The organism is Citrobacter sp. RHBSTW-00599 (assembly GCF_013784065.1).
Lineage (GTDB): Bacteria > Pseudomonadota > Gammaproteobacteria > Enterobacterales > Enterobacteriaceae > Citrobacter > Citrobacter braakii.
This window is the reverse complement of record NZ_CP056717.1, coordinates 209593-236589: the sequence shown is the minus strand read 5'-3', so window position 1 is coordinate 236589 and position 26997 is coordinate 209593. Positions and strand designations below refer to the sequence as shown.

Sequence of the window (26997 nt, the reverse complement as noted above, 5' to 3'; positions counted from 1 at the left end):
ATTCTGGAGATAAGCCTGTGCCTGTACTGAAAACCTCGCGTTTGATCTGCCGCCCGCTCACGCATGACGACTGGGCGTTTTTCTTAACGTTACAGCAGAACGCAGATGTGATGCGCTTTGTCGCTGACTCGCGTACCGAAGAGGAGATACGGACAGTCTTTGACTCCCGCTTGCCTAAATGGTCTCCCGGCAGTCCACACTGGCTGTGCCTGGTCCTGTGCGATAAGGCATCGGGCGCATCGCTTGGGGTAAACGGATATATTCAGGATAGAAATGAATGTGCCGAGGTCGGCTTTCTGCTCACTCCCGAGGCGCAGGGCAAAGGTTATGGCGCTGAATCCCTGCATGCCGTTTGCGATTATGCGTTTACCGCCGGAGGACTACGCCGACTGACGGCCTGCGTCACCGCAGGAAACGATGCCTCACGGCGTCTACTGGAAAAGGTCGGGTTCATTCTCGAAGGCACGCTGCGAGAAAGCTACTGGCTACATCAAACCTGGCATGATGACTGGATTTTCGGCCTGTTAAAACAGGAATATCAGCCGCCCGCGCCATCAGGCGTTTTGCTGTAAAAAATGGCTGGATGGCGGCTGGCGTAACGGGGTGTGTTTCTTAAAATAGGTCTTTTTGTACAGAGATTATTATGCCGCTGCATTCGACGCATTTCACGCCCGCCTGTATCGCATTTATTAAGCAATGGCAGGGCCTGTCGCTAGAAAAGTATCAGGACAAAAAGGGGATCTGGATCATTGGCTACGGGCACGAAATCACCGCAGATGAATCCTTTGATGCCCCAATTATGCTGATGCAGGCCGAAACATTGCTGCTCGCGGATATAAATATCTGCGAGGCATTCATCCATAAGGAAATGCCGCAAATACAAGATCGGTTTCAACAGGAAGCGTTAATTGCATGGATGCTCAGCGTGGGGATTAGCCGGTTTTGCACTGCTGAATTCTGGCCGGGGGCTATTTCACAGCCAGAAACAGTCTGACTGTGAAATATTTTCCCATTATAGGGTGTCGTTTAGCATCATTGCCGCCTGCGTACGGTTTTTTACCTCCAGGCGCTGATACAGCGATTCAAGATGGGCTTTTACCGTTCCTGTACTGATATTTAATAATCGACCAATTTGTTTATTAGATTCTCCGGCGGCCAGCATCGTCAGAATCTCCCGCTGACGCGCGCTGAGCAATCTGATATTTTGCCCGCCACATTCGGTCGCTGCGATGCAATCTCTGGGGATAAACATCATACCTATCGCGACGCTATTGAGTGCCAGCGTGAAGGTTTCCGCATCAGAATCGCGCGGAACAATGGCCAGCACGTTTAATTGCGTGACTTCCTGTAGCCATTTTTTACGGCAGTCCGTTGCGGTTACCAGCACTTTTACCTTCGCAAAGCGCTCTGCTATCTGTTGCAGCAAGCTACGGCAGAACTCAGCGTCAAAATCTCCATCCAGCATTACCAGTGCATCAGGATTCTCTTCCAGCGTCCGCCAAAGATCATCTGCCTGACTGACACCCTGAACATTCACTCCTGGAATACGCTCTTGCAAAATTACATTCATTCCATGAATAAATATTGACTGCCTGTCAAACATTATTAACTGCATTATTTATCTCCGTCTGAATAAGATATTAGCCTTAACACGCGGAAGGGTATTATCCGAGGGGCAAAATATGAAGTCACCATTTGGCGGAGGCCATTTTACCGATAGACGGAGAAGAAAGAAGCAGACGTTATAAATAGTTACAGCTGAAACCAAAGAATCACACAAAGGATCAAAATCGGGGTCAAATATTCAGAAAATCCTTAATATTTGATGTTCAAACCTGGATTATTAATATTAATAACCCGGAGTTTATATTCTTAGCTAAAAATAAGGAACTCACGATAACAGACAAATATGTTACAAAACAAAATATCGCATTAAATGATCATTCGGGCATGAGAATGGGGAGGTGATCATGGTTTCTGATGCAACAAATCCACTCCCGAAGAAGAATGAACTCTTCAGAACGTTTATCCCCGATCTCTTTCAGCACCGCGATTGCGGTATCAGATTCCAAATAATACCGGCTAACGCCACCAGTTATATTTTGACTTCTGATGGCGCGCCGGTTTTCGATTGCTCAAAAGGCTAAGTAAGAGGCGGTCGATTACAGGAACATCCCGCCAGAGACTTCGATACGCTGTGCCGTCATCCAGGCCAGCTCATCGCTGAGCAACGCAGCAATGGCGTCGCCAATATCGTCCGGTAACCCAACACGCCCCAGCGCCGTCTGCGATGCAATATAGGCATTCAATTGCGCATTATCCCGCACGTTTCCGCCGCTAAAATCCGTCTCGATTGCCCCAGGCGCAATAATATTCGCCGTAATGCCGCGCTCTCCCAGCTCTTTCGCCTGATAACGGGTTAACACCTCCATCGCCCCTTTCATGGCAGCGTAAGCGCTGTAACCCGGTAGCGCAAAGCGCGACAATCCGGTCGAGACATTAAGAATGCGTCCGCCGTTGTTGATCAGCGCCAGCAGGTTCTGTGTCAGGAAAAAAGGTCCTTTAAAATGGATGTCCAAAAGCTGGTCAAATTGCGCCTCAGTGAACGCCGGATACGGTGCGTTAATACCAACTCCGGCATTGTTCAATAAATAATCAAAGGTGTCGCTTTGCCAGTGCGTTTGTAGGGTTTCCTGCACCTGTTTGACAAACTGAGGGAAAGTGGAAATATTTCCGACGTTCAACGGTAATGCTGCAGCTTTACCGCCAGATTGGCGAATTTCATTTACAACTTGCTGCGCTTCTTTTTCATTGCTGTTCCACGTCAGGATGACACCAATGCCTTTACTCGCCAGCTTTAGCGCCGCGTTTTTACCGAGTCCACGGCCGCCGCCGGTCACCAATGCGATACGTTGCGTCATAAGAAACCTCATTTCAGGTGTTGTGAAGATTGAGACAAAGCTTATTAGGTGCTAGAAAAACAATAAATACCGCTTACTGCGCATTACTGTTTCATTTAGAACAACAATAGGGCATGAGAATGGATAAAATTCACGCAATGCAGTTGTTCATCCGCGTCGCAGAACTGGAGAGCTTTTCGCGCGCGGCAGACACCCTCGGACTTCCTAAAGGTAGCGTATCGCGTCAAATCCAGGCCCTGGAAAATCACCTGGGCACACAGTTGTTGCACCGCACAACCCGCCGCGTTCAGCTCACGCAAGACGGCATGATCTATTACGAACGAGCGAAAGATTTGTTGAGCAATCTCGATGAACTGGATGGGCTATTCCATCACGACCCGGCCAGCATCAGCGGCAAGCTGCGCGTCGATATGCCGGTTGGTGTGGCGAGAAATCTGGTGATGCCCCGCTTACCGGCCTTCTTGCATCAGTATCCGGGGCTTGAGCTCGAACTTAGCAGCAGCGACCGCCTGGTGGACCTGATCCGCGAAGGCTTCGACTGTGTGGTACGCGTGGGGACGCTGAAAGATTCAGGGCTGATTGCGCGCCCGCTGGGGAAACTCACGCAGATTAACTGCGCCAGCCCGCAATACCTCGCCCGATTTGGTTATCCAGAAAGCCTGGAGGATTTAGCCTCGCATGCGGTGGTGCACTACTCAGTCAATTTGGGAACACGTGCGCAAGGCTTTGAAGTAGCGACAGACAACGGTGCTAAATGGGTTAAAACCGGCGGCATGCTGACGGTGAACAGTACCGAAACGTATCATGCGGCATGTCTTGCCGGTCTTGGCATTATTCAGGTACCGCGCGTGGGCGTGCGTGATGCCCTGCGCGCCGGTACGCTGATTGAAGTATTGCCGCAATATCGCGCCGAACCATTACCGGTTTCATTGCTCTATCCGCATCGCCGTAACCTCTCCCGCCGCGTACATCTGTTTATGGAATGGCTGACCGGCGTGATGAAAGACTATGTGGACTGACAAGCTATACTGTCCTGAGAATGAACAGAACAAGGATTACTGCCCTGATGACGCAGGAAAAAGAGATTAAACGCCCCATTCAGGAACTTGAGCACGCACCAATCCCAAAAATTGAGACCCTGGAGCGTAAAAATACAGAAACCAACGGTAAGACCAACCAGGCGCTGAAAACCGCCCTGACCTTCGCCGATAAAATTCAACGCCAGCCCATGATTGCCCATCTGATTCGCGCCGCGGAGAGATTTAACGATCGTATGGGAAATCAGTTTGGCGCCGCCATTACCTACTTCTCGTTTCTGTCGATGATCCCTATCCTGATGGTGTCGTTTGCCGCCGCGGGTTTTATTCTCGCTTCGCACCCTACGCTGTTGCAGGATATCTTCAGCAAAATCCTGCTCAACGTCAGCGATCCGACGCTCGCCTCCACGCTGAAAAACACCATCAATACCGCCGTTCAGCAACGCACTACCGTCGGTCTGGTGGGTCTTGCCATCGCGCTCTATTCCGGAATTAACTGGATGGGAAACCTGCGCGAAGCTATTCGTGCCCAGTCGCGGGATGTCTGGGAGCGGACCCCACAGGATCAGGAAAAAATTTGGGTCAAATATCTGCGTGATTTTGTCTCATTGATTGGCTTACTGATTGCGCTAATTGTTACGCTGTCCATTACCTCCATCGCCGGTTCCGCCCAGCAGATGATTATCTCTGCGCTGTATCTCGACGGCATCGAATGGCTGAAGCCCGCCTGGCGGCTGATCGGCCTGACCATCTCTATTTTCGCCAACTACTTGCTGTTCTTCTGGATTTTCTGGCGGCTACCGCGTCACCGACCGCGCAAAAAAGCGCTCATTCGCGGCACGTTTATCGCGGCACTGGGGTTTGAAGTCATCAAAATGATCATGACGTACACGCTGCCATCACTGGTGCAATCGCCGTCAGGCGCGGCGTTTGGTTCCGTACTTGGACTGATGGCGTTCTTCTACTTCTTCGCCCGTCTGACTCTGTTTTGCGCTGCCTGGATTGCCACAGCGGAGTACAAAGACGACCCGCGTATGCCGGGGAAAACCCACCGCTAATCTTTGTTAACTGCCGGATAACGCTACGCTTATCCGGCCAACCCAATGCTTACGTCGAAATTCTGCGCATTATCAGAATTAAAATCCAGCCCGTAACTTTTGTTTAACCAAAAACCAGTTTTATCATCCAAGTTTTAAATTATGTGAAGCATTTCATGGAAGTGAAATCTCCAGCCTAAAAATTATCCCCTTTTTGCTCCGTTTTTGACCAATCGCAAGGTTTGTTACAGATTGAAATGTCTCTTTTGCTGTGCGTAATATGGCCTTTCGTTCGACCAAAAATAAGAAAATATTATGCAAGCAACAGCCACAACGCTCGACAACGAACAGGAACATACCCCGGTAAACTCGCGCAATAAAGTCGTCGTCGCCTCACTCATTGGCACTGCCATTGAGTTCTTCGACTTCTATATCTACGCCACCGCCGCGGTGATCGTGTTCCCCCATATCTTCTTCCCGCAGGGGGATCCGACCGCGGCAACGCTGCAGTCCCTTGCCACCTTTGCTATCGCCTTTGTGGCACGGCCTATCGGTTCTGCTGTGTTCGGGCATTTTGGCGATCGCGTAGGGCGTAAAGTCACGCTGGTTGCCTCACTGCTCACTATGGGGATCTCGACGGTTGTCATTGGCCTGCTGCCGGGCTATGAAACTATCGGTATTTTCGCCCCGCTGCTGCTGGCGCTGGCGCGTTTTGGTCAGGGTTTAGGACTGGGCGGTGAATGGGGCGGCGCGGCGTTACTGGCGACGGAAAACGCACCGCCGCGTAAACGCGCGCTGTACGGATCATTCCCGCAGTTGGGCGCACCTATCGGCTTCTTCTTCGCCAACGGCACTTTCCTGCTGCTCTCCTGGCTGCTGACCGACGAGCAGTTTATGAGCTGGGGCTGGCGCGTACCGTTCATCTTCTCTGCGGTGCTGGTGATTATCGGTCTGTACGTTCGCGTTTCGCTGCATGAATCCCCAGTCTTTGCCAAAGTGGCTGCGGCGAAAAAACAGGTGAAAATCCCGCTGGGTACCCTGCTGACAAAACATGTCCGCGTGACGATCCTCGGCACGTTCATCATGCTGGCGACCTATACGCTGTTCTATATCATGACCGTCTATTCCATGACGTTCAGCACCGCCGCGGCGCCTGTAGGGCTTGGCCTACCGCGTAATGAAGTGTTGTGGATGCTGATGATGGCGGTTATTGGCTTTGGCGTCATGGTGCCGGTGGCGGGCCTGCTGGCCGATGCGTTTGGTCGTCGCAAGAGCATGCTCATCATCACCACGCTTATTATTCTGTTTGCGCTGTTTGCCTTTAAACCGCTGCTCGGCTCTGGCAATCCGGTGCTGGTGTTCGCCTTCCTGTTGCTTGGTTTGAGCCTGATGGGTTTGACATTTGGTCCGATGGGCGCGCTACTGCCGGAGCTGTTCCCGACCGAAGTGCGCTACACGGGGGCGTCGTTCTCGTACAACGTTTCGTCGATTCTTGGTGCTTCCGTTGCCCCTTACATTGCCGCATGGCTGCAGGCGAATTACGGTCTGGCGGCGGTCGGTACGTATCTGGCATCAATGGCGGCGTTAACGCTGATTGCGCTGCTGTTAACCCACGAAACCCGCCATCAGTCATTGTGATTCTTTGGCTGTAACCACCGTCTGCGGCCTACGTTGAGCATGAAATGTAGGCCGCAGAAGTGAAGCGTTAGCGCCATCCGACAACGGCAAAAATCACTTCTTCATTTGCGACAAAATGGTCCGGCATTGATTAGCGTCCCCTTCAGAAGGTGAAATCAGCGCCAGCAAGGCCGCCGCGGGCGTCACCAACGTTGCCAGCGCGGCAGCAACCGCACCGCGCGCAATCAGCGGCCCGGCCTTCACGCCGGCCTGCGGATTCTTAAAGGTGCCGCGAACATACAGCGGCGAACGCAGGGTAATAATACGAATGCCTTTGCTCTCCGGATCGATGGTTAAATCCAGTTGCTCCGACGCAAAACTCGCCGTACCAGTGACATTAATGACCGCGTTTTCCGTGTCGAAGGCAAAAATCTGCGGGCGGGCTACGCCGTTAACAATATCCAGATTCGCCGCCGCGCAGTTCACCCGCACCTCGTCATCACCAAATATCTGTCCAACAAGATAGTTGCCCAGATTCAAGCCAACAATTTCCATCAGATTCCGGCTGATCAAACCGTCGTTCATCAGCAGCTTCAGGTTGCCATTGCTGTTACCAAGCAGCGCCGCTACCGAGTTTCCGCTCCCGCTAAACCTGGCGTCACCGTTCATTTCACCGAGCGTTTTCTGCATCAGCTCCACATCCGGCATCAGCGCTTTTAACTTCAGGCGGCGAGCCTGGATATCCGCCTGCCCCCGCATCGGCTTTTTATCCCCTTCCAGATGGATGCTGGAGACAATGCTGCCTCCCGCGAGGCCAAATTTCAGCGGCTGCAGGCGCAGGTCGGCATTTTTCAGGATGATATGGGTGGAGAGATCGCTGATCGGCAGGCTACTGCCGTGCTCAATACGCCGTCCTTTGAAACGTACGTCAGCGTCCATCACGTTCCATTTGTCGGTTTCAAAACGGTCATACGGCAAGACCTTGTCCGCGGGCTGGACGCTCTTCTCACCTTTGCGCTGTTCAGATTGTTTGGCCCGCTCGGCCCCTTTGCCTGAATCCACACCGATCAGCGGCCCCAAATCAGCCAGCCTCAGTTGGCGTGACTCAACATCCCCTTTCAGCATTGGGCGCGGCTTACCGGTGGTATAGGCCAGCGTTCCGTGAATATCGCTGTCGCCAATTCGGCCATTAAAATCGCGGTAATCAAAAACAGAGGATTTTTCCGGGTCAATTTTCGCGACCAGATGTCCGTCGGTTTCAAACGGCGGCGTATCCGGGAGCAGCACGCCGGTCAAATCGTACAAATCCCCTAGCGAATCTCCCGAGAATTTAAGCCGCAGATCCGCCCCGCCCATATTCATCGGATCGTTTATCGTACCCATAAACGCCACACGCGTATTACCCGAACGGAAATCAGCCTGAATCGGGAAAGGAGTTCCTTCACCGCGCAGCGCCAGCATTCCGCCTATCTTCCCGCGACCGCTTAGCGGTTCGCCGTTATATCGGCCTTGCGCTTTCAGACCAAACACGTAGTCCTCAATGTGGGCGTTGCTCTCTTTACTTTTTGCGCCAGTCACTTCGCTAAAGGGCAACGGCTTACCCAGCGGATCGACCAGGATCTCAATCTCTGACTTCGTCACCTTATCGTTAATGGCGATGCGCCCTTGGTCGAACAGAATGTTATCCAGCCGGAAAGACCAGGCTGATGGCGGCGCTTTGGGATCGCGGTTTTCATCCCCTGCCAGGTTAAAGGTCCAGTTATTGTTTTTCTCCGACAGGCGGATAAGCCGCGCATCGGGTTTTACCAGCTTGATCCACGGGAGCCAGACGGTTTTTGTCAGCAATGCCAGTGGGGCGAGCGTGGCTTCAACGCGCGGGAGATGCACCATGGTGACGTCAGGAATGTCCGGCGGGTTGCCGAGAATGATATCCTCAGCATGAACATGCGGCCACGGAACCCAGCTACGCCAGCCGGTTTCCTGTTTTTGGCGTTCCCAAACCACGCCCAGGTCACCCCGTATGGCGAAGGGACGGTTGAGTTCTGTAGAGACTTTCTGGTTGATGGTCGGTTTGAGCCGGTTCCAGTCAAATGTCGCAATCACGATGATGAGTACGACGATCAACAACAAGAAAACCCCTATTACTGAAGTGGTTATTTTGCCTGTTCTCGTCATGTTTAACCTCCTTACTTTCTTCCTTGCCTGTCCTAAAGATAGTCCAGCAGAGGAAAGGAGGCGCTCTACATCCTTATCAAAGCGACAGAATTACGTCTTCAAGGGTATCCAGAGGCACTGGACGAGAGAGAAAATAGCCTTGCGCAGCGAAAGCCGGAGAGTTTTGCACATCACGCCACTCTTCCAGCGTTTCAACGCCTTCGACAATCACACCGCGGCAATAGCGGTTCATTAGCTGTAACAGCAGCGTAAAGAGATTGCGGCCCTCCGGCGTCTGGCGCAGCATGACAAACAGATCCCGCGCCACTTTGATATAGTCGTAACTCACTTCGCTCAGAGCCGAGAAGTTTGCCATTCCGGTGCCAAAATCATCCAGCCAGAGCGGGCCAAACTCGCACATTGAGGCGAACGACGAGCCTTTCGGCAAGCGGATATGTTCCACCAGTTCAAAGCGCAGCCACGGCAGACATTCGATGATTTTCAGGATTTCGGGATCCTGGCGCATTGCAATCAGCGTTGGCCCGTCGACATTCACGGATGCCAGCAGATCGTGGGCTTTGAAAAACGCCCCTTTTTGTTCAAGCTGTACAAGCTGCTCTTTCACCACATCTACACGATGTCGTACGGCCACTTCGGCGAAATAGCGGTCCGGCGCGATACGTTGGGAGGGGTTTTCAGGATGGCTCACGACGGTCAGCAGCTCAACGGCCATCAGCCGTCCGTTGGTCTGATAAATCGGCTGGTAGGTGTAAGCACGCTCGCACTGCAGCCAATAGCGTCTCTCCTGCAAGTTTTCAATACTCGCATCGAGCGTAATTAGCTGCTGGGTAACCTGCTTTATCATCTGAGATGTCCTGTAAATAAGAGTGTGACTGATCGGACTCGTCAAAGGTTATCGGCGCTCAGGCGAAGAACTTTACGTTCAGCCCTACGCAAAATAGAAACTAAGCGGCAAAAAACGACGCAGAACACGTGCTGGCTCAAAAAAATAATGGAACGATGTTTTAATATAGTTGACCACTTAACACCCACAGCGCACACTAACGCTAATTTTTTTCAGAGCAGGTTACGACTATGTCCAGAAAGATTGCCGTGATTGGCGAATGCATGATTGAGCTGTCACAGAAAGGCGCTGACGTTCAGCGCGGATTCGGTGGCGACACGTTGAATACATCCGTTTATATCGCCCGTCAGGTCGATGCTGCGGCACTTTCCGTACACTATGTGACTGCGCTGGGTACCGACAGTTTTAGCCAACAAATGCTGGAATCCTGGCAGAGCGAAAATGTGGATACCTCATTAACCCAACGCATGGAAAACCGCCTGCCGGGCCTCTATTACATTGAAACCGATAGCACCGGCGAGCGCACCTTCTATTACTGGCGTAATGAAGCCGCCGCAAAATTCTGGCTTGAGAGCGAACAGTCCGCCGCTATTTGCGAAGAACTGGCGACATTTGACTATCTGTATCTGAGCGGAATCAGCCTGGCTATTTTAAGCCCGGCAAGTCGTGACAAGCTGCTGTCGCTGCTGCAAGAATGCCGCGCCAACGGTGGAAAGGTCATTTTTGACAATAACTACCGCCCACGTCTGTGGAGCAGTAAAGAAGAGACCCAGCAGGTGTATCAGCAAATGCTGGAATGCACCGATATCGCGTTCCTGACGCTGGATGATGAAGACGCGCTGTGGGGTGAAAAACCGGTTGCCGAGGTGATTGCCCGTACTCACGCGGCTGGCGTACAGGAAGTGGTTGTGAAACGCGGTGCTGACTCTTGCCTGGTTTCCATCGCAGGCGAAGAACTCATCGACGTTCCGGCCGTAAAACTACCGAAAGAGAAGGTTATCGATACGACCGCTGCGGGTGACTCCTTCAGCGCCGGATATCTGGCGGTACGTCTGACCGGTGGCGATGCCGCTGATGCCGCAAAACGTGGCCACCTGACGGCAAGCACCGTTATTCAGCATCGCGGGGCGATTATTCCTCGCGACGCCATGCCGCAATAATCTGGCGTTCTGGCAGGCCGGATTAGACGTTAACGTTGCGTCCGGCCTGCAGGTCACGATTCCCTTATTGCACCGGCGGGATGTCCGTCACTTCAGGATGTGATTCATCCGTTTCTACCGACGTTGCCGCGGCGGTAACCGGCACCATAATGCTATCCCACGTCGCCTGCAGATCCTTCATATTGAATTCAGGTTCACCCTTCGGCTGCAACAGAATTAACGCCATATCTTGCGACAGTTGCTGACGCAGGTCCTGATTCAGCATCTCAACACTCAGGTTGTTCAGGAAGCTCTGACGTAAACGCTGATACTGTTCAGGCGCAATATCTACGACCTGGTTTTGCAGCGAGCGCAAACGCTGGCTGATCAAAATATCGGTATTGGTGCGACCATAGGTGGCAAACAGCTTCTGCAGTTCCAGATTCTTTTGCGCCACCAGCGCATTAAATTCTTCTTCCGGCAGCCCCTTATCGCGCACTTTGGCCAGCTCACGCGCAACCGTGCTGAGGTTCGCGTTCAGCTTACCGTTCGGTGATTCAACGTTAATGGCACATTGCGCGCGCAGGAACAGCACCCGACAGTCAAAGCCAAGGCCAATGTCTTTGGCATTGTTTTTGGTGAGCTCCTGCTGAATGTGCCAGAACAACGCTTCACGGGCTAAATCAGCGCGCCAGTAACGTAACAGCGCGGCAGATTCACGGATCGGCTGCCACGGCGTATCCCACATAATAGACAGGCGATCCTGACGTACCGCATCGGTCATTATGCTTACGGCCTCTGCACGCAGCGGAGAGAGCGTGGGTACCGGCGCAGGCGTTTCACGTTTACCTTTTAATTCGCCAAAGGTTTTATTGATTTGATCAGCCACGCTGCGCGCATCTACGTTACCGACGATAATCAGCGTCATCGCATCCGGGGTATACCATTTCTGGTAGAAGGACTGGATTTTCGTCGCATCAACAGGCGTTTTCAGCGGATCGGCAGGATCGTGACCCAGCAGCGTCGATCCCTTCAGACGATAGCGCCACCATCCCTCTTTGGTATCTGACGGCCAGGTTGCAACCATATCTTCGCTACTCAGCGCATGATTGACCGATTCAGGGGTGATGCTCAGATTACCGGAAATATTCGCCAGATAAGAAAGTGACTCTTTCAGCAGATCGTTGCGGCTGTTAGGCAGACTGAGGTTATACAGCGTGGAATCATAGGAAACGATAACGGGCGGCATGGGACGACTGGGATCGAACCCCTGCTGCCACAGAGAACGGGCTTGCGTAGCATCGAGGCCACCGCTTTGCGTCAGCGCGATACGCGGGATCGCATGGCTGAAACCACTCTGTTGTGTACTTTCGGTGAGTGAACCGGTATTGACCAGCAGGCGAACCTCAATACGGTCGCTGGGGCGCTGGGGAGTGGCTAAAACTTGCCACTGTAACCCATTTGCCAGCGTGCCCTGTTGCCACGCCGGGTCAGGCTGGAGCGCATCTGCCTGCACATAGCCGGCAGTGGCCATCATCAGCAAGCCGCCCGCTAAAAGTCGAATTTTTGTGCCCTGCATGTGAACCCCTGATCAACTATCCTGGAAATAAAAAGACAGCCCGCGAGAGGACTCTCTGAATATGACGTTAAAAACACTTCGTGTTAGACCGCAAGAACATAAAAATGTCACGGAGGAAGTGAAAAAATCCCGACGCCGCCGAATCGGCGGTTTCAGGCACAGGGGTTAATTATGCGCAAACGCCCGCAGTCCTGGAAGGGACTACGGGCATAAGTGGAGAGATTAAGAGGATATTTCGTGCGTTTTGCCATCCGGCGCACGATTATTCAGCACATCATCCAGCTTTTTATGGTCCAGTTCTTTCACCCATTTCGCTACTACAACAGTTGCCACACCGTTACCGACCAGGTTAGTCAGCGCACGGGCTTCAGACATAAAGCGGTCAATACCGAGAATCAGCGCCAGACCAGCAACCGGTAAATGGCCCACAGCGGAGATAGTCGCGGCCAGAACAATGAAGCCACTCCCGGTCACACCCGCAGCACCTTTTGAAGAGAGCAGGAGCACCACCAGCAGGGTTATCTGATGGAAAATATCCATATGGCTGTTGGTGGCCTGAGCGATAAATACCGCCGCCATCGTCAGATAGATTGATGTCCCATCAAGGTTAAACGAGTAGCCCGTGGGTATAACCAACCCGACTACCGACTTGCGACAGCCCAGTTTTTCCATCTTATCGAGCATACGCGGCAGCGCGGACTCGGAAGAAGAGGTGCCCAGAACGATCAGCAGTTCTTCACGGATATAGCGGATGAATTTGAAAATGCTGAAGCCGGTTGCGCGCGCAATCGAGCCCAACACCACAACCACAAACAGAATACAGGTGATGTAGAAACAGATGATCAACTGACCCAACTGCACCAGCGTCCCGACGCCATATTTACCGATGGTAAAGGCCATGGCACCGAAAGCACCGATCGGCGCCAGGCGCATGATCATGTTGATGATGCCAAAAATAACCTGCGAGAAGCTTTCAATCACGTTGAAAATCATCTGGCCTTTGCTACCTAAACGATGCAGCGCAAAACCAAACATAACCGCAAACAGCAATACCTGCAGGATGTTGCCACTGGCGAACGCGCCAATGACGCTACCCGGGATAATATCCATCAGGAAGCCTACGATCCCCTGGTCTTTTGCCTGTTCGGCGTAAATCGCAACCGCTTTGGCATCCAGCGTCGCCGGATCGACGTTCATACCGGCACCGGGTTGCACCACGTTGACGATGATAAGGCCGATGATCAGCGCAATCGTACTGACAATTTCAAAATAAAGCAGTGCAACCGCACCGGTGCGGCCTACGGCTTTCATACTTTCCATGCCTGCAATGCCGGTCACGACAGTACAGAAGATGACAGGTGCGATGACCATTTTGATGAGCTTCACGAAAGCATCACCAAGTGGCTTCATTTGGGCGCCTAATTCAGGGTAGTAATGGCCAAGGAGGATACCTATGGCAATTGCTGTCAGGACCTGAAAGTAAAGGCTTTTGAATATAGAGGTTTTCATAGGGTGTCCTTAAAGTAAAAACCACAGGTCTTGTAAGGTTTTGTTTAACCTGCGGCCTTAAAGTAACACCCACACAACATGACAGAAATGCGCCTGGATCATAATTGATACAGAAATGTTAAAAATTTTGAGCTGGCTCGCACAAGCGAGACCTTTTTTAACTTTTGTAATCAGCGTTTTTCGGCGTCAGATAACGTTCTTCGAAGATATTCGCCGGAACCGGCCGGGCAAACAGGAACCCTTGTGCCACTTCTACCCCCGCTTGTGATAACCATTCGCGTTGCGCTTCGGTTTCGACGCCCTCAGCGATCATCTGCAAATTGAGGCTATGTGCCAACTGAATGATGGCGGAGATCATGCTGCAATCTTCAGGGACGCCATCGACAAACATCTTATCGATTTTGAGTACATCCACCGGGAGCGACTTCATGTGCTGCAGCTGCCGCAGACCCGCATAGCCCATACCAAAATCGTCCAGCGCGATACGCACGCCCGCGTTGCGCAGCGGGCGTAAAATAGCCACAGCGGCATTAGGATCATCAATGTGCCGGCTTTCGGTCACTTCCAGAATCAACGTCCCAGGCTTGATGCGATAGCGGTTTAGCAACTCCAGCAGATCCGACACCATACTCGGATGCATCAGCTGTAGTGCAGACAGGTTCACCGAGAGCGGCAGCATCAGGCCGCGTTCCTGCCAGGCTGACAGCTGGCGGCATGTCTCCTCCAGCACCCAGTAACCGACCGTCACCATCAGGCCACAGGACTCAATCCTGTCGATTAACCCTTCTGGCAGCTCCCAGCTTCCATCTGGCTGCTGCATTCGCAATAATGCTTCTGCGCTCAATACCTTACCGCTGGACATCTCCACCTGCGGCTGCATCCAGAGCGCAAACTGATGGTTATCCAGCGCGGTAAGAATATCGTTCTCTTCCGTCAAACGCTGTTGCGCCTCTTCCATCTGCAACGGGTCAAAGAACTGAATCCGGTTTTTACCCTTGTGACGCGACGTTAACACAGCTGAGAGTGCGCGGTGGTAAAGCTGTTCTGCGGTCAAATCGCCATTAAACATCGCCACCCCAATGTTGCAGGTTGGACGGAGTTGAATGCCCTGAATCGGCAATCTCTCGTTAACGATAGTGAGTACTTGCTGACCTAGCGTAATAGCGTGCCAGGGTTCTTTCACACCATGTGCGATGATGGCAAAGTCATAGCCGCTCACCTGGGTAAGCACCATTCTGGGGGCCAATACTGACTTCAGCTTTTCAACCAGCGTAAGCAGCAGGATTTCCCGCTGGGTCTCGGATAACACACCCGCGGTATCACGCAGGGTTTCGCAGGTGACAATCATCAACGCCGTTGTCTGCTGGCGGTTCACAACCTGCTCCAGCAGCGCCATCAGAAACGACTTGTTGGGCAGCTCAGAAACCGGGAATCGCATTGAATGGTCGCTTTGCTCTTCGCTGCGGCGCTGAATCAGTTGCTGATTGAGGTTGTAGCTACGCACCAGCAGGCCAATCTCGTCGTCCTGATGCAGACGCGGCAATGCCAGCTGATAGCCAATCAGATCCTGCTGGGGAATGTCGTTCAGCTCACGCGCTATTTTACGTAATGGATGCAAAATCAATCTGTTAATACACCATGAGATGGCTACCGTGAGTATTAACGAGAGAAGTAAGTAAATGGTCACTAACGTGGAGAGCGTACTCATCACAAACTTGTACATACGGTACGAGTCCGCCTGCAGCACCAGATACGCCAGCGGTTGCGGATTCGCTGAACGCTCAAGAGAATAGACCGGCAGCGAAATTTGTACCGGAAGTTCAAACAGGCGAGTCACCGTAACCGGAACCGGGCGTTCAGGAATAAAGCTCATCCGCAGCGCCTGAAACTGATTCGGAAGCACCACATCGGCGCGACTGACCACGCCTGCTGGTCGAATACTTCTTAAAATAGCTTCTGCTTCGGGAATATCCCCTTTCAGGATCGTGCCCGACAGAGGCTCACGGACGGAGCGAGCGATACTTTCCAGTTGCGTAGCCGTGTTGTAGCGATTCTGCTGGACCAGATGGAACAACAAAACGGTGCAAAAAATAAACACAAACACCATGACAACGGCCGCAACCATTGCCATCTGCTTAATTGTTAACGAGCGACTGACACGCAAACTGACTCTCCACGGATAGACGAAACTGCCGTCAGAGTATACCCGATCGTAGCGGTATTAAGAGAGGCGGTATCTGAAAACTTCCCAGCATGCATTATCCCGACAGGATAGGCACCTGGCGACGAGATTTATCTGCATTTAAGCCGAAAAAGGCCGCAAGATTCCCCCCTGCGGCCTGGTTCGGGCGCATGTTGCCATCACGGCAGACAGACGCCCGCAAGATGCATTACTTCCTGTTACGCAGCCAGCTCACAATCAGGCTGGCAATAATGCCAGCGATGATCGGAGCCGCTAAATCGTGCCAGAAGGCCACGCCTAACTGTGCGAGCGTCATATAGCCGCCTGTGTTGCAATGGCAACTGTTCGCGGCTATTCTTAACTTGTCTGGAGTCAAGTTAGCCCCCGTCTTGTTGCCTGGTTTATACCTAACAACGTGCGGGGGTTTTCTCTTTCCAGCAACCGATGCCGCCGGGGATCAAGCCCCCGCAACATTGCGCCTCACCGGGAATTCCCGGCTTGCCGCTGATTCTACGGTAGCCTACTTGCCATATCACTGCGCAATATACGGCTCTGCGTAGCGCCTCGCATTTCACCTGTTTTCTCACCATTACGCTGGAAAGATTCTTGCCAGTTGGCAACATTCCTGCCGCTCCTCAATACAGAAAAAGACATATCTCATTGATATCTATACTTTCATTTTCTGGCACAGCGATTGCTATTTGATTGTGAGCTGTTCTGTTCCGAATCAAAGGAGATATCATGTCTGACTGTCGTACTTACGGATTCAACACCCAGATCGTTCACGCGGGGCAACAACCCGACCCTTCTACTGGCGCGCTCAGTACGCCTATTTTCCAGACTTCAACGTTTGTTTTTGACAGCGCCGAACAAGGTGCCGCCCGCTTTGCGCTCGAGGAGTCCGGGTACATTTACACCCGTTTGGGTAACCCCACCACCGATGCGCTGGAGAAAAAGCTGGCGGTACTGGAAAGAGGTGAAGCCGGGCTGGCAACCGCATCCGGTATTTCTGCCATCACCACCACGCTGCTGACGTTGTGCCAGCAGGGCGACCATATCGTTTCCGCCAGCGCGATTTACGGCTGCACCCACGCGTTTTTGTCGCACAGCATGCCGAAGTTTGGGATTAACGTCAGCTTCGTCGATGCGGCAAAGCCTGAAGAAATCCGCGCCGCCATGCGCCCGGAAACCAAAGTAGTGTATATCGAAACGCCCGCTAACCCGACGCTGTCGCTGGTCGACATTGAAACGGTAGCCGGTATCGCCCATCAACAAGGCGCATTGCTGGTGGTGGATAACACCTTTATGTCACCGTACTGCCAGCAGCCTTTACAGCTAGGCGCGGATATTGTGGTACACAGCGTCACTAAATATATCAACGGTCACGGAGACGTGATTGGCGGCATCATTGTTGGTAAGCAGGAGTTTATTGACCAGGCGCGGTTTGTTGGTCTGAAAGATATCACCGGCGGCTGCATGAGTCCTTTCAACGCGTGGCTGACGCTACGCGGCGTTAAAACACTGGGGATTCGTATGGAACGCCACTGTGAAAACGCATTGAAAATCGCCCGCTTCCTCGAGGGGCATCCATCCATTACCCGCGTTTATTATCCTGGCTTGTCTTCACACCCGCAGTATGAGCTGGGCCAGCGACAGATGAGCCTGCCAGGAGGAATTATCAGCTTCGAAATCGCTGGCGGCCTCGAGGCTGGCAGACGGATGATCAATTCTGTAGAATTGTGCCTCCTCGCGGTCAGTCTCGGTGATACCGAAACCCTCATTCAGCACCCAGCGTCTATGACACATTCGCCCGTTGCGCCAGAGGAACGGCTTAAAGCAGGTATTACCGACGGGCTTATCCGTCTTTCTGTGGGTCTTGAAGATCCAGAAGATATTATTAACGACCTTGAACACGCCATCAGAAAGGCAACATTCTGACCATTATGACCTGAACCGACGCCGATCGGTTCAGGTTGTTGAGAATCAAGGCACAACAGTCTGGTAATACGCGCAATCCTGTTTCGGGGAGAGCGCGTATTTTGGGCAGGGGGTTCTATGCAGGACGACACATTACAACTAAGCAACAATACAGCAACCACCGTACCATTCTCAAAGAAAATACCGTTTACGAAATATGACTTTGGCTGGGTATTACTGTGTATCGGCATGGCAATTGGTGCTGGAACGGTACTGATGCCGGTACAAATAGGCTTAACAGGCATTTGGGTATTTATCGTCGCCTTTATTATTGCCTATCCAGCAACCTATATTGTGCAGGATATTTATTTAAAAACATTATCAGAAAGTGAAACTTGTAATGACTATACCGATATTATCAGTCATTACCTGGGAAAAAACTGGGGCGTATTTCTTGGCGTCATCTATTTTTTGATGATTATTCACGGCATATTTATCTATTCCTTATCCGTGGTTTTTGACAGTGCCTCATATATCAAAACCTTCGGCTTAACCGATGCCGATCTTTCACAATCGATAATCTATAAAGTGGCCATTTTTGCCGTGCTGGTGGCCATTGCTTCCGGGGGAGAAAAGCTGCTGTTTAAAATCTCCGGCCCGATGGTGGTAGTCAAAGTGGGGATCATCATCGTGTTTGGTTTTGCGATGGTTCCGCACTGGAACTTCTCTAATATCAGCGCATTCCCTGAAGCATCGGTCTTCTTTCGCGACGTATTGCTGACCATCCCGTTCTGCTTCTTCTCGGCGGTGTTTATTCAGGTGTTGAACCCAATGAACATCGCCTACCGCAAGCGGGTAGCGGACCGGGTTCTGGCCACCCGCATGGCAATACGCACACATCGCATCAGTTACATTACGCTGATTGCGGTCATTCTGTTTTTCTCATTCTCTTTTACCTTTTCTATTAGTCATGAAGAGGCCGTTTCGGCCTTCGAACAAAATATTTCCGCACTGGCGCTGGCAGCGCAAGTCATTCCTGGGCAAATTATTCATATCACCTCAACGGTGCTAAATATCTTCGCCGTATTAACCGCATTCTTTGGTATTTATCTGGGGTTCCACGAGGCGATTAAGGGTATTATTCTTAATGTTCTGAGCCGTATTATTGATGTGGAGAAAATTAATCCCCTGGTGCTTACGCTGGGTATTTGCACCTTTATTGTTATCACCCTGGTGATCTGGGTGTCATTTCGTGTATCGGTACTGGTGTTCTTCCAGTTGGGTAGCCCACTTTACGGGATTGTGTCGTGTATTATTCCGTTTTTCCTGATCTATAAAGTAACGCAACTGGAAAAACTACGCGGGCTGAAAACCTGGCTAATCCTGTTGTACGGGATCCTGCTGTGCCTGTCGCCATTATTGAAGCTGATTGACTAATCCGTTTACAGCGCCGTCAGTCACTGACGGCGCTTAACTCACACTCTCCAGTTGATAGCTGCGAATTTTATTCAGTACCGTGGTATGTGACACCCCCAGCGCTTTAGCGATATGCCGCGACGACACATTCTCTTCCACCATCTGTTCAATAAGCTGGCGTTCAGCACACAAAACCTGTTCTTTAAAAGGACGTTCTGTCGGCGTCAGCTCAACAGCAGGCAAATTCACCATCCCTAATTCTTCCCGCGTAATGAAGTCGGATTCCGCCATCAGCATCAGGCGAATGATGGTATTTTCCAGTTCGCGAACGTTTCCCGGCCAGGTGTGATGATGCAGGGCATCAAAGCAGGCTTTATCCAGAATGATCCGTCGCTGGAATTCCTTCGCGTATTTCTGCACAAAGTGGCGAATCAATAGGCTGATATCCTGCGGGCGCTCCCGCAGGGGCGGAATGGTCAGTGAAAGTACATTGATGCGGTAATAGAGATCGGCGCGCAGCAGACGTTGTTCCACCATCTCTTCCAGATTGGCGTTGGTTGCCACAATAATGCGCACATTGACCGGAATAATTTGCGCCCCGCCAACGCGACGAATCCCGCCATCCTGAAGTACGCGCAGTAATTTAGCCTGTAAGCTCAGCGACATTTCACCAAATTCATCGAGAAAAAGGGTGCCTTTATCGGCCATTTCAAACAGCCCTTTTTTGCCTTTACAATCTGCACCGCTAAAAGCCCCTTTCTCATAGCCAAAGAATTCACTCTCCATCAACGACTCAGGTAGCGCAGAGCAGTTGACCGGAATAAACGGATAAAAACGTCGCTGCCCGGAATTATGGATAGCCCGGGCCAGAAGTTCTTTGCCAGTACCCGTATCGCCGCGGATCAAAACGGTATATTTGCTGTCGGCAATTTTTATCGCCTTTTCGATAAGCGAGTGCATGCTCTGGCTGCTACAAATAATGTCAGAGAAATAGCGCGGGCGTTCCGGCTCAGGCGTTGACAGTTCGCTTATCTCTTCACACAGGTAAGCGACGTTAATAATATCGGCGCGCCGGCCTAAACAGGATTGCACGCAGGAAATATCCTGTAACTGACGGCACCAGGATTTAATCAGGATCCGTCCAGGCGTGACTTTCATGGAGATGATATTGATATCGCAGCAGGAAAATTCCTTCAGGACATCCTCAACCATCGACAGACGATCAATTGTTTTAATATCCCAGCGTATCGTGACCACATTTGCTCCTGACAGTTAGCAACTGCGAAATAGATATTTCTGTGACGAGAGGAAATCTGACTACATTTTAGACGCTGTGGAATAATGTTCTGCCAGAGGACTCACATTGTGGACGTAAAAACAAAATATAAAAAAACCGGAGCACAAGGCTCCGGTTATCAGGTCATAACCCACGTTTATTGCTGTGGATTTTCATCCTGGTCAACAGCGAAACAGGCCACGAGTTGTCCACCGTAATCCTTCAGCTGCGGCTGAAGCTGGGTACACGGACCAAAACGCCGACGGCAGCGGGCATTGAACGCACAGCCCGGCGGTGGATTCAGCGGGCTTGGCAGCTCACCGGTCAGCTTGATACGCTCGCGGCGATCGTCCGGGTTCAGGCGTGGCGTCGCGGAGAGCAGCGCCTGCGTATACGGATGACGCGGATTATTGAAGATCTGATCCTTCGTTCCTTTTTCCACACAGCGGCCTAAATACATCACCATCACCTCATCGGCAATGTGCTCTACCACCGACAGGTCATGCGAGATAAAGACGTATGACAGCCCCAGTTCCTGCTGCAAGTCCATCATCAGGTTCAGCACCTGCGCACGAACAGAAACGTCCAGCGCCGAGACCGGTTCGTCGGCAATCACCACGTCTGGATCAAGCATCAGCCCGCGAGCGATGGCAATACGCTGACGCTGACCGCCGGAGAACATGTGCGGATAGCGGTCGTAGTGCTCGGTTTTCAGCCCCACTTTCGCCATCATCGCCAGCGCTTTTTCACGACGCTCCTCTTTACTTAGCATGGAGTTGATCAGCAGCGGCTCTTCCAGAATCTGCCCTACTTTCTTGCGCGGGTTCAGGGAACCGTAAGGGTTCTGGAACACAATCTGGATTTTCTGCCGGCGCAGCTTCTGCGCCTGCGGGTCGTGCTTAAGCAGATCCTGCCCCTGATAATACAGCTCACCGCCGGTCGGGACTTCAATCATCGTCAGCAGGCGACCAAGGGTGGATTTCCCACAGCCCGACTCTCCTACCACCGCCAGCGTTTTGCCGCGTTCCAGGGTAAAGGAGACGCCGTCCAGCGCTTTCACCAGGCGTTCCGGGGCGAACATCCCCTTCTTCACCGGGTAGTGTTTTTTCAGGTCAATTGCCTGCAACAGCGGCTGTGGCAAAGCGGCCTTTTGCGTACTCATAGCCCAGGCCTCCCGGCATCATCAAGTGGGTAGTGGCATTTCGACTGACGACCGCCTTCCAGCAGGTTCAGTTCAGGTTCTTCAGCGCGGCATTTGTCAGTCGCATAGGGGCAGCGCGGGTTCAGTAAACAACCGGTCGGGCGGTCATATTTACCTGGCACCACGCCCGGCAACGAAGCCAGACGCGCTTTATCCTGAGCGAACTCCGGCAACGCGCGCAGCAACGCCTGGGTATACGGATGACGCGGCGCGCGAAAAATATCCTGCGCGGCCCCGGTTTCCACTACCTGCCCGGCGTACATCACAATGATCTTGTGCGCCGCTTCGGCCACCAGCGCCAGGTCGTGCGTGATTAAGACCAGCGCCATGTTCTCTTTTTGCTGCAATTCCAGCAGTAGCTCGATGATCTGCGCCTGAATGGTCACATCCAGCGCCGTTGTCGGTTCGTCGGCAATCAACAGCTTTGGACGACAGGCAATCGCCATCGCGATCATCACGCGCTGGCTCATCCCACCAGACAACTGGTGCGGATAGACATCCAGACGCGAGGCCGGATCGGGGATCCCCACCAGCGTCAACAGGTCAATCGCCCGCTGAATACGCGTTTTTTTGTTGCCGCCCTGGTGCACCTTAATGGCTTCCATAATTTGGTAGCCGACGGTGTAGCACGGGTTAAGGCTGGTCATCGGGTCCTGGAAGATCATCGCCACTTCCGCGCCCACTAACTGGCGACGCTCTTTCTCAGAGATGCGCTTCAGGTCACGACCATTAAACTCCAGATTTTCGGCCATAACGCGGCCTGGGTAGTCAATCAATCCCATGATCGCCAGCGAGCTGACGGACTTACCAGAGCCGGACTCCCCTACAATGCCAACCACTTCACCCTGGTTCACGCTGTAACTAATGCGGTCTACGGCACGGAATTCGGACCCCACATCGCCGAAGTGCACCGATAATTTATCTACATTTAATAACGCCATCTCGAACCTCTTACTGCTTCAGTTTGGGATCGAGCGCGTCACGCAGACCGTCACCCATCAGGTTAAATGCCAGCACCGTCAGCAGGATTGCCAGCCCCGGGAAGGTCACGACCCACCAGGCGCTTTGGGCAAATTGCAACACGTCAGAGAGCATGGTGCCCCATTCCGGCGTAGGCGGCTGTGCGCCCATCCCCAGGAAGCCGAGGGCAGCCATATCGAGAATGGCGTTAGAGAAGCCAAGCGACGCCTGAACAATCAGCGGCGCAAGACAGTTAGGAAGAATATTGACGAACATCTGGCGCATCGCACCGGCTCCGGCCACGCGGGATGCGGTAACGTAGTCGCGGTTAACCTCCACCAGGACGGCGGCGCGCGTCAGACGCACATAGTGCGGCAATGCCACGAACGTCAGCGCCAGCGCGGCATTGCCAATCGAGGGCCCAAATACCGCCACCAGCACCAGCGCCAGTAACAGGCTCGGCAGTGCCAGCATGATATCGACCACACGCATGATGACGTTATCGACAATCCCACCAAAGTAACCGGCAATCAGCCCGAGAATCACGCCCATCAGCAGGGAGAGCACCACCACCAGACAGCCGACCAACAGAGACAAACGCGCACCGTACATCAGGCGGGACAGCACATCGCGGCCCACATCATCAGTACCAAACAGATGCGCCATGGTACCGCCTTCCTGCCACGCAGGAGGAGCCAGCAGCGTATCGCGGAACTGCTCTGCCGGGTTGTACGGCGCGAGGACGTTGGCAAAGACCGCAATCAGGATCATCACTACAACGTACACCAACCCAACAACCGCACCTTTGTTGCGTTTAAAATAGTGCCAGAACTCCTGCAGCGGGGTCATGGGCACCGGTGCAGCAATAACTTTATTTTCAGTAACCTGTGACATGATGGCCCCTTACTTCCTATGCCGAATACGCGGGTTCACCACGCCGTACAGCAGGTCTACCAGCAGGTTGACGAGGATAATCATCGTCGCGACCAGCAGTACCCCGCCCTGTACCACTGGATAATCACGGCGTTGTAGCGCATCGATCAACCAGCGTCCCAGTCCCGGCCACGAGAAAATAGTCTCGGTCAGGATCGCCCCAGCCAATAACGTACCGACCTGCAGGCCGATAACGGTCACAACGGGCAGCATCGCGTTACGCAGAGCGTGAATGATGATGACGCGCATACGGGTCAGGCCTTTGGCGCGTGCGGTACGAATGTAATCTTCACCCAGTACTTCCAGCATCGATGAACGAGTCATACGCACAATTACCGCCAGAGGAATGGTACCAAGCACCATTGCCGGCAGGATCATATGCGCCAGCGCATCGATAAAGTTGCCCTCTTCACCCCAAATGGCGGTGTCAATCAGCATAAAACCGGTCAGGGGATTGGAATCATCAAGGAACACCATGTCGCTCACCCGACCGGAAACCGGCGTCAGGTTCCACTGCACGGAAACCAGCATGATCAGCATCATGCCCCACCAGAAAATCGGCATGGAGTAACCGGTCAGCGCCAGGCCAACGGCAGTGTGGTCGAAAATTGAGCCGCGCTTAACGGCAGCAAGTACACCCACCGGAATACCCACCGCAACGGCGAAAATCATCGCGCAGACGCCAAGTTCCAGCGTTGCTTTAAAGCGAGGAACGAACTCTTCCCACACCGGTAATCGGCTTTTCAGCGAGATACCTAAATCACCATGCATAACCCCCCAGATGTAATGGAGGTACTGCTGCCACATCGGTTTATCCAGACCGAGTTCAGCCAACAGTTGAGCATGACGCTCAGGGGAAATTCCACGCTCACCCGCCATGATCATTACCGGATCGCCGGGGATCATATGAACGAAAGCAAAGGTGAGAAGAGTGATACCGATAAACGTGGGGATGACGAGTCCCAAACGTCGGAGAATGAACTGCAACATAACCCGGATTCTCTCTAATGACGCACGGCCTGGAACCGTGAATCTGTATTGCTCACAAATCTTATCTCCCCCTCCAGCGAGAGGGAGATAAAGCATTACTGTCAGGTGGCGCTACGGTGACCCGACTTAACGGTCCGTAGCGCTGCCTGGCTTGCTTTTAATTATTCGACAGAGACGTTTTCGAAGTGATGTTTGCCTAATGGATCAACCACATAGCCTTTCACTTCTTTACGCACTGGTTCATACACGGTGGAGTGAGCAACAATCAGAGCCGGGGCCTGATCGTGCATAACAACCTGAGCTTGCTTGTACAGTTCAATACGTTTGTTGTGATCGTCGGTCGCACGCGCCGGCTGGATCAGATCTTCAAACGGCTTGTAGCACCAGCGAGAGTAGTTGGAACCGTCTTTCGCTGCCGCACAGCTGAACAGGGTGGCGAAGAAGTTGTCCGGATCCCCGTTGTCACCGGTCCAACCCATCATCACCGCCTGATGCTCACCCGCTTTGGCGCGTTTCAGATATTCGCCCCACTCGTAGGTCACAATCTTGGCCTGAACGCCAATTTTCGCCCAGTCAGCCTGAACCATTTCCGCCATACGGCGGGCGTTCGGGTTGTAAGGACGCTGTACCGGCATGGCCCACAGCTCAACGGTGAAGCCTTTATCCTGACCCGCTTCCTTCAGCAGCGCTTTAGCCTTTTCAGGATCGTAGGTGTAGTCTTTAACGTCGTCGTTATAGCCCCACATGGTCGGTGGGATCAGGTTTTTCGCGGCAACGCCAGCGCCCTGATATACCGCTTTAATGATGGCTTCTTTGTTCACCGCGTAGGTCAGCGCCTGACGGACTTTCACGTCATCAAACGGTTTCTTCTCGGTGTTGAAAGAGAGGTAGCCAACGTTCAGACCGGCCTGCTCCATCAGGTTAATGTTTTTATCCTGCTTCATGCGCGCGATATCTGCCGGGTTCGGGTACGGCATCACCTGGCACTCGTTCTTCTGCAGTTTGGCGTAACGCACGGAAGCGTCAGGCGTAATGGAGAAGACCAGACGGTCAATCTGTGGCTTGGTGCCCCAGTAACCTTCGAATGCTTTATACAGAATACGGGAGTCTTTCTGGTACTGCTGCAGCTGGAACGGACCGGTCCCAATTGGGTTCAGATCCACTTTCTCCGGGGAACCGGCTTTCAGCATGTTGTCTGCATATTCTTTGGAAAGAATAGAAGCGAAGTCCATCGCCAGGTCAGCCAGGAAAGGCGCCTCCGGGCGAGTCAGCACGAACTGAACGGTTTTATCGTCCACTTTTTTCACTTCGGAGATCAGATCTGGCAGACCCATCCCTTCGAAGTATTCATAGCTACCGCCAGAGACTTTGTGGTACGGGTTCTGGGCATTTTTCTGACGATCGAAAGAGAACACCACGTCATCGGCGTTTAAATCGCGCGTCGGTTTGAAATCTTTGTTGTCCTGCCACTTCACGCCCTGGCGCAGGTGGAAGGTATAGGTTTTACCGTCTTCGCTGATTTCCCACTTCTCAGCAAGGCCCGGGATCACTTCAGTTGTACCGGTTTTGAACTCGACCAGGCGGTTATAGATCGGTACGGAGCTGGCATCATAGGTCGTGCCAGAGGTGAAAAGCTGTGGGTTAAAGCCTTCAGGAGATCCTTCTGAACAATAAACCAGAGTTTTAGCCTGTACGCTTGCGGCGCAGGTCATAGCCACCAGGCTCAGACCAAGCTTCAGCATCCCTGACTTCTTCAAGGAAATACTCATTCTTCTGCTCCAAATGTGATGTTTGTTGTTTTACCCTTTGCAGTGGGTTTGCACCGCCTGGCCTTTTTTGTTTTTTACCCGGCCGGGTCGGCGTTAAGAGGATAGGGATTCCGTTCACATAAGCGACTGAGTTGCAGTGCGGATTCTCCATGAAATGCCCCTCATGCCCTACAATCTGTCAACAGAATGTGAAAACGTCAATACAGGTAACCGTGATTTACACCAACGGTGAGAATTCGCAAACAAAGATTAAAAAAAGTGCAGAAGGACATTTTCAGCAGGGAAATTTGTGCTACGCGCACTATGCCAGAATAAACATCTTCATATTTCGCAACATTTGGTGATTAACATTTATGCAAATTATTAAAACTTTCTAAATTAATGCTGCATATCTGAGCGATTAATGCCATGAACGCTAAAGCGCACAGCGGAAAATGCCAGGTTCAGCCATAAGTAGCGCAAAAAAAGTTTCAAGCAAATATAAAAAAAGGCAAT

General features: G+C 52.4%; 23 protein-coding genes. 8 read left to right on the top strand and 15 right to left on the bottom strand.

Annotated features, from left to right (window positions below; all coding sequences use genetic code 11):
* Window positions 1-17: 17 nt before the first annotated feature.
* Both HV243_RS01105 and HV243_RS01100 read left to right on the top strand, forming a co-directional pair.
* Window positions 18-572 carry a GNAT family protein gene (locus tag HV243_RS01105; protein WP_053388690.1) on the top strand — a complete coding sequence of 185 codons (555 nt, stop codon included), beginning with the start codon at window positions 18-20 and terminating at the stop codon, window positions 570-572.
* Between the two features lie 71 nt (window positions 573-643).
* The gene (locus tag HV243_RS01100) at window positions 644-994 is read left to right on the top strand and encodes a lysozyme (protein WP_053388691.1); all 351 of its coding nucleotides are present in this window, start codon (window positions 644-646) and stop codon (window positions 992-994) included.
* Between the two features lie 18 nt (window positions 995-1012).
* Here HV243_RS01100 and HV243_RS01095 read toward each other — a convergent pair whose 3' ends face one another.
* Both HV243_RS01095 and HV243_RS01090 read right to left on the bottom strand, forming a co-directional pair.
* Window positions 1013-1615 (bottom strand): response regulator transcription factor, encoded by a 603-nt coding sequence (locus tag HV243_RS01095; protein ID WP_053388692.1) that lies wholly within the window; start codon window positions 1613-1615, stop codon window positions 1013-1015.
* A 547-nt stretch (window positions 1616-2162) separates the two neighbouring features.
* Complete coding sequence (locus HV243_RS01090; protein WP_053388693.1) at window positions 2163-2921, bottom strand: SDR family oxidoreductase; 759 nt, start codon at window positions 2919-2921, stop codon at window positions 2163-2165.
* 119 nt (window positions 2922-3040) lie between these two features.
* Between HV243_RS01090 and HV243_RS01085 the strand changes: the two genes are divergently transcribed.
* From HV243_RS01085 to HV243_RS01075, 3 genes are all read left to right on the top strand, one after another.
* On the top strand, window positions 3041-3940 hold the full coding sequence (locus HV243_RS01085; RefSeq protein ID WP_016157706.1) for a LysR family transcriptional regulator: 900 nt from the start codon (window positions 3041-3043) through the stop codon (window positions 3938-3940).
* Between the two features lie 47 nt (window positions 3941-3987).
* On the top strand, window positions 3988-5016 hold the full coding sequence (gene yhjD / locus HV243_RS01080) for an inner membrane protein YhjD (protein WP_016154892.1): 1029 nt from the start codon (window positions 3988-3990) through the stop codon (window positions 5014-5016).
* A gap of 294 nt (window positions 5017-5310) precedes the next feature.
* Entirely contained in the window at window positions 5311-6633 is a 1323-nt protein-coding gene (locus HV243_RS01075) for an MFS transporter (RefSeq protein ID WP_003023312.1), read from the top strand.
* Window positions 6634-6726: 93 nt separating this feature from the next.
* Here HV243_RS01075 and HV243_RS01070 read toward each other — a convergent pair whose 3' ends face one another.
* Both HV243_RS01070 and pdeH read right to left on the bottom strand, forming a co-directional pair.
* The gene (locus HV243_RS01070; RefSeq protein WP_053388694.1) at window positions 6727-8787 is read right to left on the bottom strand and encodes an AsmA family protein; all 2061 of its coding nucleotides are present in this window, start codon (window positions 8785-8787) and stop codon (window positions 6727-6729) included.
* Between the two features lie 76 nt (window positions 8788-8863).
* Window positions 8864-9631: a cyclic-guanylate-specific phosphodiesterase gene (gene pdeH / locus HV243_RS01065; protein ID WP_016157708.1), complete on the bottom strand. Its 768-nt coding sequence runs from the start codon at window positions 9629-9631 to the stop codon at window positions 8864-8866.
* 230 nt (window positions 9632-9861) lie between these two features.
* Here pdeH and HV243_RS01060 point away from each other — a divergent pair, with 230 nt between their 5' ends.
* Window positions 9862-10791, top strand: a complete 930-nt coding sequence (locus HV243_RS01060; RefSeq protein ID WP_016157709.1) for a sugar kinase — start codon at window positions 9862-9864, stop codon at window positions 10789-10791.
* 64 nt (window positions 10792-10855) lie between these two features.
* Here the strand turns inward: HV243_RS01060 and HV243_RS01055 are convergent, their stop codons facing one another.
* The 4 genes from HV243_RS01055 to HV243_RS01040 all read right to left on the bottom strand — a co-directional run bounded on the left by HV243_RS01055 (window position 10856) and on the right by HV243_RS01040 (window position 16356).
* Window positions 10856-12349, bottom strand: a complete 1494-nt coding sequence (locus tag HV243_RS01055) for a pitrilysin family protein (RefSeq protein ID WP_053388695.1) — start codon at window positions 12347-12349, stop codon at window positions 10856-10858.
* A gap of 222 nt (window positions 12350-12571) precedes the next feature.
* Entirely contained in the window at window positions 12572-13858 is a 1287-nt protein-coding gene (gene dctA, locus HV243_RS01050) for a C4-dicarboxylate transporter DctC (RefSeq protein ID WP_003023301.1), read from the bottom strand.
* 157 nt (window positions 13859-14015) lie between these two features.
* Entirely contained in the window at window positions 14016-16022 is a 2007-nt protein-coding gene (hmsP, locus tag HV243_RS01045; RefSeq protein WP_032931922.1) for a biofilm formation regulator HmsP, read from the bottom strand.
* 226 nt (window positions 16023-16248) lie between these two features.
* Window positions 16249-16356, bottom strand: a complete 108-nt coding sequence (locus HV243_RS01040; RefSeq protein ID WP_016154898.1) for a type I toxin-antitoxin system toxin Ldr family protein — start codon at window positions 16354-16356, stop codon at window positions 16249-16251.
* 425 nt (window positions 16357-16781) lie between these two features.
* Here HV243_RS01040 and megL point away from each other — a divergent pair, with 425 nt between their 5' ends.
* Together megL and HV243_RS01030 are read left to right on the top strand one after the other, a co-directional pair.
* Window positions 16782-17978, top strand: a complete 1197-nt coding sequence (gene megL, locus HV243_RS01035; RefSeq protein ID WP_003023295.1) for a methionine gamma-lyase — start codon at window positions 16782-16784, stop codon at window positions 17976-17978.
* Window positions 17979-18095: 117 nt separating this feature from the next.
* Window positions 18096-19394 (top strand): amino acid permease, encoded by a 1299-nt coding sequence (locus HV243_RS01030; protein WP_053388696.1) that lies wholly within the window; start codon window positions 18096-18098, stop codon window positions 19392-19394.
* A gap of 33 nt (window positions 19395-19427) precedes the next feature.
* On the opposite strand, the gene HV243_RS01025 is transcribed toward HV243_RS01030, so the two are convergent.
* The 7 genes from HV243_RS01025 to HV243_RS00995 form a co-directional block, all read right to left on the bottom strand.
* Window positions 19428-20630, bottom strand: coding sequence for a sigma 54-interacting transcriptional regulator (locus HV243_RS01025; RefSeq protein ID WP_053388697.1), 1203 nt, complete (start codon window positions 20628-20630; stop codon window positions 19428-19430).
* 176 nt (window positions 20631-20806) lie between these two features.
* Entirely contained in the window at window positions 20807-21811 is a 1005-nt protein-coding gene (dppF, locus tag HV243_RS01020; protein ID WP_053388698.1) for a dipeptide ABC transporter ATP-binding subunit DppF, read from the bottom strand.
* Window positions 21808-22791 (bottom strand): dipeptide ABC transporter ATP-binding protein, encoded by a 984-nt coding sequence (dppD, locus tag HV243_RS01015; RefSeq protein ID WP_019078085.1) that lies wholly within the window; start codon window positions 22789-22791, stop codon window positions 21808-21810. Before dppD ends, dppF begins: the two co-directional genes overlap by 4 nt.
* Window positions 22792-22801: 10 nt before the next feature.
* Window positions 22802-23704, bottom strand: a complete 903-nt coding sequence (dppC, locus tag HV243_RS01010) for a dipeptide ABC transporter permease DppC (RefSeq protein ID WP_016154902.1) — start codon at window positions 23702-23704, stop codon at window positions 22802-22804.
* Window positions 23705-23713: 9 nt separating this feature from the next.
* On the bottom strand, window positions 23714-24733 hold the full coding sequence (dppB, locus tag HV243_RS01005) for a dipeptide ABC transporter permease DppB (protein ID WP_016154903.1): 1020 nt from the start codon (window positions 24731-24733) through the stop codon (window positions 23714-23716).
* A gap of 161 nt (window positions 24734-24894) precedes the next feature.
* Entirely contained in the window at window positions 24895-26502 is a 1608-nt protein-coding gene (gene dppA / locus HV243_RS01000) for a dipeptide ABC transporter periplasmic-binding protein DppA (RefSeq protein ID WP_016154904.1), read from the bottom strand.
* Window positions 26417-26653, bottom strand: coding sequence for a hypothetical protein (locus tag HV243_RS00995; protein ID WP_137398959.1), 237 nt, complete (start codon window positions 26651-26653; stop codon window positions 26417-26419). Before HV243_RS00995 ends, dppA begins: the two co-directional genes overlap by 86 nt.
* Window positions 26654-26997 lie beyond the last annotated feature (344 nt).